This window comes from Synechococcus sp. J7-Johnson (assembly GCF_024345795.1).
Classification (GTDB): domain Bacteria; phylum Cyanobacteriota; class Cyanobacteriia; order PCC-6307; family Cyanobiaceae; genus Regnicoccus_A.
Genome location: NZ_JAGQBU010000054.1, coordinates 1 through 8628 on the forward strand (window position 1 = coordinate 1; position 8628 = coordinate 8628).

Here is an 8628-nt window from a genome sequence, read left to right on the forward strand (position 1 = left end):
TGATCAGATCCAGATCAGTTGCGGCAGCGGCGGTTTCGGGCACAGGAAGGAGGCGATACCACCGAGCGAACCCCATGCCGGCAGCTCAGGCCAGTGCGCCTGTGACACACTTTGAATCAGCCCTGCCTGCGCATCGGTGCCGACGGCAAGATCGTGGAGCATCGCGACTATTTCGATTTCGTTGGCCCCACCTTCGAGCCGGTACCAGTGGTGGGTGGTTTCGTGCGCTGGCTGTACCGACTGTTCGTGTCTTGAAGCTGGCGAGATGTTAAAATCCCACAATCAGCAACACAACTTCATCTCCGAGTGTGTTTGTTGTTCTCCTGATCCGATCCGCCATCGGCAGCTTGATCAAGCATCGTCAGTAGGTCGAAGCGCAGGGATTTCCCAATCGTGCTGCACACCATCCCGTTGCTCGCCGCCACCTGTCTGACGGGATTTGCCCTGCTGCAATTGCTGTTCAGCGCCGGCCCCTGGTGATCAGCAGCATTGTCCAAACAGATCTATGTCAATCAACCTGAGTCCATAATCAATGGCTGCCTCTTCTGCGATGAGCAACCGCCAGCCAAGGAGCTACCGCCAAGTGGATCAACAGGGTCTGCTACACCGTGATCGGTGAGCACCGAATTCGGCATCTGGCGCAACATTCGCCATCCGCAGGGCTGATCGCAACCCGATCCAACCCCCTGCCAGGTCTCTGCAAAGCTGAATCCACAGGCCACGCCTGCCCTGACCAGGCTGTCGATGTTCCCATTGCGGATAAGATGGAGCAGAGTCATTGTTGCAGTTCACTTGAAGAAGCTTGTTGGACCACTGCGTAGGGCATTGATCTATGGCCTGATCAGCTATGCTGGGCTTGTTCTGATCAACAACTCAGAACTGAACCTCCCGAACATGTGGATCGCTTATCTGCCGATGTTTATCGGTGTCTACGTGGTGACGCAGTGGCTGGACAGGAAGATTGGGGACTGAGAGCCTCATACTCGGACGCGTCTTGATCAGACCCAATATGGCTGCTCATATCTCCACTCGTAGTAGCCATCAGCTGGCAGTGGGCCACACCTTGACACTCCAAGTCCTGTTGTTCAGCGACGTCAGCATCGGCCAGGCGCTGCTGGAGATCGGTCCCGATTGGGCTGTTCAGCTTGGTCTGCCGAGGGTCATTGGGCGTAGCGGCGATGGGTGTGGATAGGTTTCTGGGCTGGGCGGGCTTGCTTCTGCTGGGCTACGGCGGCGTCTGCCTGCTGATGTTCCTGACCCAACGCTCGTTCATCTACTTCCCAAGGCACGCGGCCGATCCTTCCAGTCGGCTGGAGCTGCAGGTGGAGGGCAAGCGCGTACTGGTGGCCCATCGCCCCCATCCGGGGCCCCGGGGGCTGATCTACTTCGGCGGCAACGCCGAGGACGTTTCCCTGACCCGCGCCGAGCTGGCCGTCCTGCTGCCCGACACCGCCCTCTACCTGCTCCACTATCGCGGCTACGGGGGCAGCGAGGGCAGTCCCAACGAATCGGCCCTGCGCGCCGACGCCCTGGCCCTCTATGCCCATGTGGCCAAACGCCACAGCGCGGTGACAGTGGTGGGCCGCAGCCTGGGCACGGGGCCGGCGGTGCATCTGGCTGCCACCCGCCCGGTGCACCGGCTGGTGCTGCTGGTGCCCTTCGACAGCCTGCTGGCAGTGGCCCGCGCCACCATGCCATGGCTGCCTGTGGATCTGCTGCTGATCGATCGCTGGGATGCGGCCGCCGAGGCGCCCCTGGTGCGCGCACCCACCACAATCGTGGCGGCGGCCTTAGATAGGGTGGTGCCTCCAAGCCACGCCGAAGCCCTGCACCGCGCCTTTCAGCCAGGCGTGGCGCGGCTGGTGCTGGTGCCCGACCTCGACCACAACACGCCAATTCTCGATTCGCTCGCCATCAGAGCTGCCCTGCAGGGCCTGTAGTACGGCCGTCTCCACTGTTGTTAGCGGGTGTTGTTGATCAGCGAGTCTGGCTCCGATCGGATGCAGCCCATCAGCACAGAAGCCGAGGATATTGAGGTGTACCGGATCACTGGGCAGAGGTCATGGCGGCAGGTCATGGCTCTCCGGCAACGAGAGCGCCGCGCTGGTATTAAGACAGAGCATCAACGCCCACGGTTCCACCATTCGGACACCCCTCCCGAGTTCCCATGGTCTTCGCATCCCCACGCTCTTACATGCTGCTATCGGTGGCAGCTGCGGTGGCCACGATCGTGCTGAAAACGCTTGCATGGCGGCTCACCGGCTCGGTGGGTCTGCTCTCCGATGCCATGGAATCCGGTGTGAATCTGGTAGCTGCACTTGGGGCCTTCTGGGCACTCACGCTTGCCGCAAAACCAGCCGACCGTAGACACCATTACGGCCATTTCAAGGCCGAATATTTCTCCAGCGGGCTGGAAAGCGTTCTGATCGTTTTGGCAGCCCTGGCGATCATTTATGCAGCCGTCGGCCGACTGCAGCAGCCCCAGCCGCTTGAGCAGATTGGAATCGGTCTGGCCCTCTCCCTGGTGGCCACTGCCCTCAACGCGCTGGTGGCCTGGGTGCTGCTGCGGGCCTCCCGCCGTTTCCACTCGATCACCCTGCGGGCGGATGCCCACCACCTGCTCACCGACGTCTGGACCTCAATCGGTGTCGTCCTGGGTATTGGCCTGGTGAAAGTGACAGGCCTGACGATCCTCGACCCTCTGATCGCGATCGCGGTGGCGCTCAATATCGTCGTCACCGGCTGGAAGCTGCTCCACGAAACTGCTTCCGGTTTGCTCGATCGTTCGTTGCCAGAGGACGAGCAAGGGGTGCTGGAGGCATTGCTCGCCTCACGTGAAACGGAGGACATCCGCTTCCATGCCCTGCGCACCCGTGTGGCCGGCTCACGCCGATTCGTGACCTTCCATGTTCTGGTTCCGGGCCGGTGGACGGTGCAGGCTGGCCACGATCTCTGCGAAGAGTTGGAGCGCGAGATCGCCAGGACATTGAACCGCACGCATGTGCTCACTCACCTTGAGCCGATCGAGGATCCACAATCCTGGAATGATCAGGGGTTCCAGTGGGAAGAAGGTTGAATGGTTAGAGGCATTGCCCTTGCATTCGATTTTCCCAGTTGCTGCAGCAGGCTCGCGTTCAACTCTTGGACTGAACCTGGGTTTGGCAATTGGAAGTTACCGAACTCAGTTGTAGGCAGGTCTTCGAGCACGTCCCCCATTTTGCTCCATGCCAGCTGGCTGGGGGATTCGATCAAGCCCAAAGACGCTGGTGCTCACTCCGACTTCAGCAACTGACCATCCATTATCAGCTTTCAGCTATATCAACCAACTATTAGGATGCAGGCAGTGTATAAATACAGCCCGCGGAACCCGCAAAAAGCAGTGTTTTCATCGTTGCTGCACACCCAAGTCATTCGTATTTCAGTCTGCAGACATGGCTGGTCACATTTGAATAAACCAGTGGTGCACTCATCTATTTATGTTTGGGCTGTTTTATTTAGTGCATCGCTTAGTCAGTCTGTTGCTTTTTAGGTGATACCTTCCTAGAATTAGGAAGTAGTCCACTGGAGGACTATCCGTTGAAGCTCTTTCCGTTCAAGTTGATCACCTCCCTTTGGGCATTGGTGATCGCCTTTGGTATCACCGTGTTTCCATCGCCTGCTCAGGCACTGGTTCACATTCATGCTACATTCCCCATCGCTTTTGCTGCAATGTCTAACAAGTTCGATGCCGCCGCTAAAGATGCGGAAGGCAAACTGGAATCCGCCTACGGCGAACTGACTGGCGACACAGGCCATCAGATCAAAGGCAAGGCCAAGCAAGTCCAGGCTTCAGCCATGAACACCGCCGAAGATCTCAAGCAGGGCGCCAAAGCGGCGGCCAAGAAGGTGAGCGAGATTTCAGGACAAGCCGCAGATAACATCAAGTGAAGCCCTCGGGTGCAGCCTCGATGCCCTGCTTGCCAAGGCAGAGAGGGCTGCGCCCGCCCTCATTACCATTCTTCGCAGATTGAATCCATGCTTGAGACGATTGCCATCCTCCTTGTGGTGCTGTGGCTCCTGGGCTTGCTTACCTCCACCACGTTGGGAGGACTAATTCATATCCTATTGGTGATTGCCGTAATCTCAATTATCTTCCGTCTGATCAGAGGCCGAGGTATCTGATCACCTTGACCAGGAGCATTCAGAGCTCATACGATACAAGCATCTAAGCGTCTGTAGCCCTGTAACCCGAGAGAGCGCCCGCCGTGGTTGCCGTCAGAATTCGTTGACTAGTTATGCAAGAGTCTTTGGAGCAAACTATGAAAATACCTCATAATATCCCTCTTGTGCCACCATCGCCTATCCAGATCAGCGTGGGATTCAAGCTGGAGGTCAGCTGCCCGCAGCCGACCCCGATGATCGTCACTCTGGGCGTCCATGCCAGCAGGGCAGACGATCTGATTGAGCCCGACACGTTGCAGTTGGATCCGCCGGTACCGCTGCGCTCCTACGTGGATTCCTATGGGAACCAATGCCAGCGGCTGGTGGCCCCAGCTGGGCGGCTGCAGATAACTAGCAGAGGGCTCGTAGCCGATCGCGCTCTGCCCGATCCGGTATTGCCTTGGCTGGAGCAAAGGCCGGTGGAGGATCTGCCGGATGATGCTTTGCTCTTCCTGCTGGGCAGCCGCTACTGCGAGACCGATCTACTCACAGAGTTTGCCTGGTCCCAGTTCCAGCAGCCCTGCACGGGGTGGGAGCGGGTGCAAGCGATTTGCGATTACGTAAACGAGCACGTCCATTTCGACTATGGCCGTACCAACCCGACCAAATCAGCGGTGCAGACCTTTGAAAACCGGGAGGGGGTTTGCCGCGATTTCGCCCATCTGGCAATCACCCTCTGCCGGTGCGTCAATATCCCAGCCCGATACTGCACGGGATATCTGAGCGACATCGAAGTGCCGCCGCCCCATTCAGCCATGGACTTCCATGCCTGGTTTGAGGCCTACCTCGGTGATGGCTGGCATGTGTTCGACCCACGCAACAACACTCCGCGGATCGGGCGGATCCTGATCGCCCGTGGCCGGGATGCGGCCGATGTGGCCCTCACAACCACGTTCGGTCCTTCGGTGCTGGAGTCGTTCGAAGTCTGGACGGCATGACCTCCGGCATGGTCACCTCGCTTTGTACTGAGTCTCGACGATGGGTTGCTGCAACTTCAGCGGCTATCCAGAACTGTTGGTGATTCAGGCCTGGCATGTGGTCTGTCATTTGAGTTGAGCCCCCTGCTGTGGCCCGAATCTTAGGAGTCAAAACTGAGTTATTCAGGCTTATCGCGCTTCATTTTACGACCCCGTAGAACAATATACGATCGATGGACTTAGTCGCCCTTTCAGTTCTTGTGCGCTGGCTGCTTGGCTGGGCACTCTGCTTGAGGCTTTACCGGCTCCCTGAGGGCAAGATAAAGGGGAATCCAACCGTTTCGGTGCTGATTCCTGCTCGGGACGAGGAAGGCACTCTTCCAAATCTGCTGCCAGCCATCAATTCCCAGACTTTCACCCCCCTTGAAGTGATCGTGATTGATGATCACTCCAGCGATCGCACCGCTTCTATCGCGGCGGATCTCGGGGCCAAGGTGATGCAACCGCCTTCTCTACCGGATGGGTGGTGCGGTAAGACCTGGGCTCTGCATCATGGTGTCAAGGCCAGCAAAGGCGAGATTCTGGTCTTCCTTGATGCCGATACCGAGCCAGCTCCCGAGTTCCTGGAGAGGCTGGTGGCTGCCCAAGAGCAGCTTGGCGGTCTGGTGTCGGTTCAGCCGTTCCATCGCACCGAGCAGGCTTACGAGCAGCTTTCGGTGCTGTTCAGCCTGGTGGGGCTGATGGCGGTGCCGATGGGGCCGGGATGCGGTGTGGCCTTCGGGCCGGCTATGGCCACCAGTCGTGCTGATTACGACAAGGTCGGTGGCCATGAAGCTGTCGCAGGCAAAGTGGTAGAGGACTGGTTCATGGGCCACTTGTATGTAGAAGCCGGATTGCCGGTGAGTGCGTACATCGGTGATGGTCTGATCGAGTACCGCATGTATCCAGGTGGCTTCAATGACATGGTGATGGGCTTCGCCAAGAATTTCGCCACCGCTGCTGGGGAGGTTCGTGCAATTTGGATGCTGGCTGTTCTCTTGTGGATCTCAGGCCTTTTCTGGGCCGCTTGGTGCCTGCCGGCGTCCCTATTGGGTTGGCCATTGATGGGTCAGCAATCCGTTCTTTCCAATCTGCTCCTCTACCTTGCATTTGCGGTGCAGCTGATTACGCTCACATGGCAAGTTGGCAACTTCGCTTGGATCTCCCTGGTGTTTCCGATCCCTGTTCTTTTTTTTCTGGGGGTTTTCATTCTGGCGATCTTCAATCTGAAACGCGGTACGATCGAATGGAAAGGCAGGCAGTTTCTCACGCGATAGTGGCCCTGGCCTGTGCTCTGGGCTGGATGTTGTGGTCCTTACTGATCGGTGTGCTTGCCCATCGCCTACCCCAGGCGGCTTTGACTGGAGACAGCTGGATCACCAAACAACGCCCCTGGCCGGAGAGCATGCAGACTTACGAGAGAAATCTGGGGATCCGGCGCTGGAAATCCTTCCTGCCGGATGCTGGCAGCGCCCTTCCTGGAGGTGTGCTCAAGAAGAGTCTGGTTAGCAGAGATCCTGCCACCTTGCAGCGTCTTGTCGAGGAAACCAGGCGTGCCGAACTGGTGCACCTGGCCATCTGGCCATTCTGGATCACTACAGCTCTGTGGCTTCCCCCAGCCGGTGTGCTGATCAACTTGGTCTTTGCAACTCTGTTCAACCTGCCCTGCCTGTGGCTGCAGCGTTACAACCGCCTTCGGCTTCAACCCCTGCTTTTAACCATGCATAGCCGCCATTATTAAGACTGCTGATTTCTCAGCAGATAAATGGTGTCCGGCAAGTGGCGTCCGGTATGTCAGCCCACCCTGCCTCAACTCTGAGCCGGTTCGGCTGAGGCCTCTGGATCCTCACCTCCTGGCTGCCTTTGCGTGGAGAGGATGCTGCGATTCCACTCTGCCAATTCCACTGTGGTGCCCTCCGGTCCGCAAAGAAAGACGAGCTTTCGTCCATGGAACGTCATGACCTCGTTTCGGAGTTCGACGCCTTCGGCTGTGAGTCTGGCAACCTCAGACTCCAGATCGTCCACTGCAAAGCAGACATGATTATACCCAATATTCCTGAGACTGCCAGTCTCCGCATTGGTGAGTGGCTCGAGGTGATGATACTTCAGCAACTGCACCTCGACCCGTGGCATGGCGCCGGTTAGAGCAAGCCTGATGTGCTCGGCTTCGATGCCATCCACCCCCATGTAGGCCGAGAACGTCGGTCCCTTGATCACTACAGACTTGTCTTCCACGAAACCCAGCAGGCCAAAGAAATGCTTGGCTGCCTCGACATCTCTCACCACATGTGTCACGTGGTCAAAATTTGTGAGCATGGATCTGCAGCTGCTGCGGAAATACTCAATTTTAGCTATTGCCAGCAGTTACTGCAACGATCGTGTCGTGCAGTAACTGACGTTCAGCGAGCACCATGCGTATTGTGATGGAGGTGTTGCTTACACCAGCCCAGGAGGCCAACCTGACCTGGTCCCGCTGCATGAACGGCTGAGCGTCGTCGGCGCTCGGCACCAGCGGAGACATCAAGCAGTCGACTACATCATCTAACCACACAGCACTTTACTGGATACACTTGACCGACGGGCCGCCATCTACTACCGGCGATCCACTCAACAACTGCCTCCGCTGACTCCATGACGTGTAGGTACTCCGTCTCCCAGGTGTCGACCAAGCGAGAGCGGGGAGCTAGTGTGCCGTCCCGGAAATAACCTCTAGAATGCGGAGTATCTCCCGAGGTGCTCCGTGGCGCTTGGTCGTCCGATGCCACCGCTGGGCCTCAGCGATGGCGAGGTTCAGCAACTGCAGGCCATCGCCAGCTCTCGCTCGCTCCCGCATTCGATCGTGCAGCGCGCCCAGATCGTCCTGGCCTGCGGTGCTGGCGAAACCAACACGTCCATCGCCAAGCGAATGGGCCTGACGGGAATGACCGTCGGCAAGTGGCGCAAGCGCTACCGGGAACTGGGTCTGGAGGGTCTGCATGACGAGCTGCGTCCCGGCCGGCCTCGCACCTACGAGGACGACACAGTGGCCGAGGTGATCAACCGGGCACTCCAGACCAAGCCCACCGATGGCAGCACCCAGTGGAGTGCCCGCTCTCTGGCCGCCGCCACCGGCATCTCCAAAACCACCGTTCACCGCTGGCTGCAGACCTTTTCGGTGCAGCCTCACCGGCAGAAGTCGTTCAAGCTCTCCACCGACCCTTTCTTTGTGGAGAAGGTCCGCGACATCGTCGGTCTCTACCTGAACCCGCCGGACAAGGCGATGGTGCTTTGCGTCGACGAGAAGACGCAGATCCAGGCGCTGGATCGGACCCAGCCGCTGCTGCCCATGGGCCTGGGCTACGGAGTCTGTTGCGCGTAGATCAGCGGCCGAGCTCTCCACAGACGCCCACGAATCTGCCCAGATCCCAGTGACAGCAATGGATCTGCCCACGAGAATGGGGCATGCAGAAGCCCAAGTCCTTCCGTCCCTGGC

9 protein-coding genes and 2 pseudogenes are annotated in these 8628 nt (G+C 58.4%); 10 read left to right on the forward strand and 1 reads right to left on the reverse strand.

Annotated features, from left to right (window positions below; translation table 11 throughout):
• Nucleotides 1-126: 126 nt before the first annotated feature.
• The 9 genes and pseudogenes from KBY93_RS15485 to KBY93_RS15525 all read left to right on the forward strand — a co-directional run.
• Nucleotides 127-255: pseudogene (locus KBY93_RS15485) on the forward strand (transcriptional regulator); the annotation flags it as partial.
• Between the two features lie 537 nt (nucleotides 256-792).
• A complete protein-coding gene (locus KBY93_RS15490) occupies nucleotides 793-972 on the forward strand; it encodes a hypothetical protein (protein WP_094553839.1) in 180 nt (59 codons plus the stop codon).
• Nucleotides 973-1178: 206 nt separating this feature from the next.
• Nucleotides 1179-1940: an alpha/beta hydrolase gene (locus tag KBY93_RS15495; RefSeq protein WP_255095325.1), complete on the forward strand. Its 762-nt coding sequence runs from the start codon at nucleotides 1179-1181 to the stop codon at nucleotides 1938-1940.
• Nucleotides 1941-2167: 227 nt separating this feature from the next.
• Nucleotides 2168-3076: a cation diffusion facilitator family transporter gene (locus KBY93_RS15500; protein ID WP_255095326.1), complete on the forward strand. Its 909-nt coding sequence runs from the start codon at nucleotides 2168-2170 to the stop codon at nucleotides 3074-3076.
• Nucleotides 3077-3576: 500 nt separating this feature from the next.
• A complete protein-coding gene (locus KBY93_RS15505) occupies nucleotides 3577-3927 on the forward strand; it encodes a CsbD family protein (protein ID WP_255095327.1) in 351 nt (116 codons plus the stop codon).
• A gap of 87 nt (nucleotides 3928-4014) precedes the next feature.
• Entirely contained in the window at nucleotides 4015-4161 is a 147-nt protein-coding gene (locus tag KBY93_RS15510) for a lmo0937 family membrane protein (protein ID WP_255095328.1), read from the forward strand.
• 233 nt (nucleotides 4162-4394) lie between these two features.
• On the forward strand, nucleotides 4395-5138 hold the full coding sequence (locus KBY93_RS15515) for a transglutaminase family protein (protein WP_255095329.1): 744 nt from the start codon (nucleotides 4395-4397) through the stop codon (nucleotides 5136-5138).
• A 212-nt stretch (nucleotides 5139-5350) separates the two neighbouring features.
• Nucleotides 5351-6433, forward strand: a complete 1083-nt coding sequence (locus KBY93_RS15520) for a glycosyltransferase family 2 protein (RefSeq protein ID WP_255095330.1) — start codon at nucleotides 5351-5353, stop codon at nucleotides 6431-6433.
• The gene (locus KBY93_RS15525; protein ID WP_255095331.1) at nucleotides 6433-6897 is read left to right on the forward strand and encodes a hypothetical protein; all 465 of its coding nucleotides are present in this window, start codon (nucleotides 6433-6435) and stop codon (nucleotides 6895-6897) included. The genes KBY93_RS15520 and KBY93_RS15525 overlap by 1 nt, the downstream gene beginning before the upstream one ends.
• Before the next feature lie 68 nt (nucleotides 6898-6965).
• On the opposite strand, the gene KBY93_RS15530 is transcribed toward KBY93_RS15525, so the two are convergent.
• On the reverse strand, nucleotides 6966-7472 hold the full coding sequence (locus tag KBY93_RS15530; protein WP_255095332.1) for a VOC family protein: 507 nt from the start codon (nucleotides 7470-7472) through the stop codon (nucleotides 6966-6968).
• 424 nt (nucleotides 7473-7896) lie between these two features.
• Here KBY93_RS15530 and KBY93_RS15535 point away from each other — a divergent pair.
• Nucleotides 7897-8496, forward strand: a pseudogene (locus KBY93_RS15535) (IS630 family transposase); the annotation flags it as partial.
• Between the last annotated feature and the right edge of the window lie 132 nt (nucleotides 8497-8628).

What these genes read in the sequence shown, in the direction of transcription:
- KBY93_RS15530 (WP_255095332.1), bottom strand. Translation starts at nt 7,472, where the DNA reads ATGCTCACAAATTTTGACCACGTGACACATGTGGTGAGAGATGTCGAG.
- KBY93_RS15520 (WP_255095330.1), top strand. Translation starts at nt 5,351, where the DNA reads ATGGACTTAGTCGCCCTTTCAGTTCTTGTGCGCTGGCTGCTTGGCTGG.
- KBY93_RS15495 (WP_255095325.1), top strand. Translation starts at nt 1,179, where the DNA reads ATGGGTGTGGATAGGTTTCTGGGCTGGGCGGGCTTGCTTCTGCTGGGC.
- KBY93_RS15515 (WP_255095329.1), top strand. Translation starts at nt 4,395, where the DNA reads ATGATCGTCACTCTGGGCGTCCATGCCAGCAGGGCAGACGATCTGATT.
- KBY93_RS15510 (WP_255095328.1), top strand. Translation starts at nt 4,015, where the DNA reads ATGCTTGAGACGATTGCCATCCTCCTTGTGGTGCTGTGGCTCCTGGGC.
- KBY93_RS15500 (WP_255095326.1), top strand. Translation starts at nt 2,168, where the DNA reads ATGGTCTTCGCATCCCCACGCTCTTACATGCTGCTATCGGTGGCAGCT.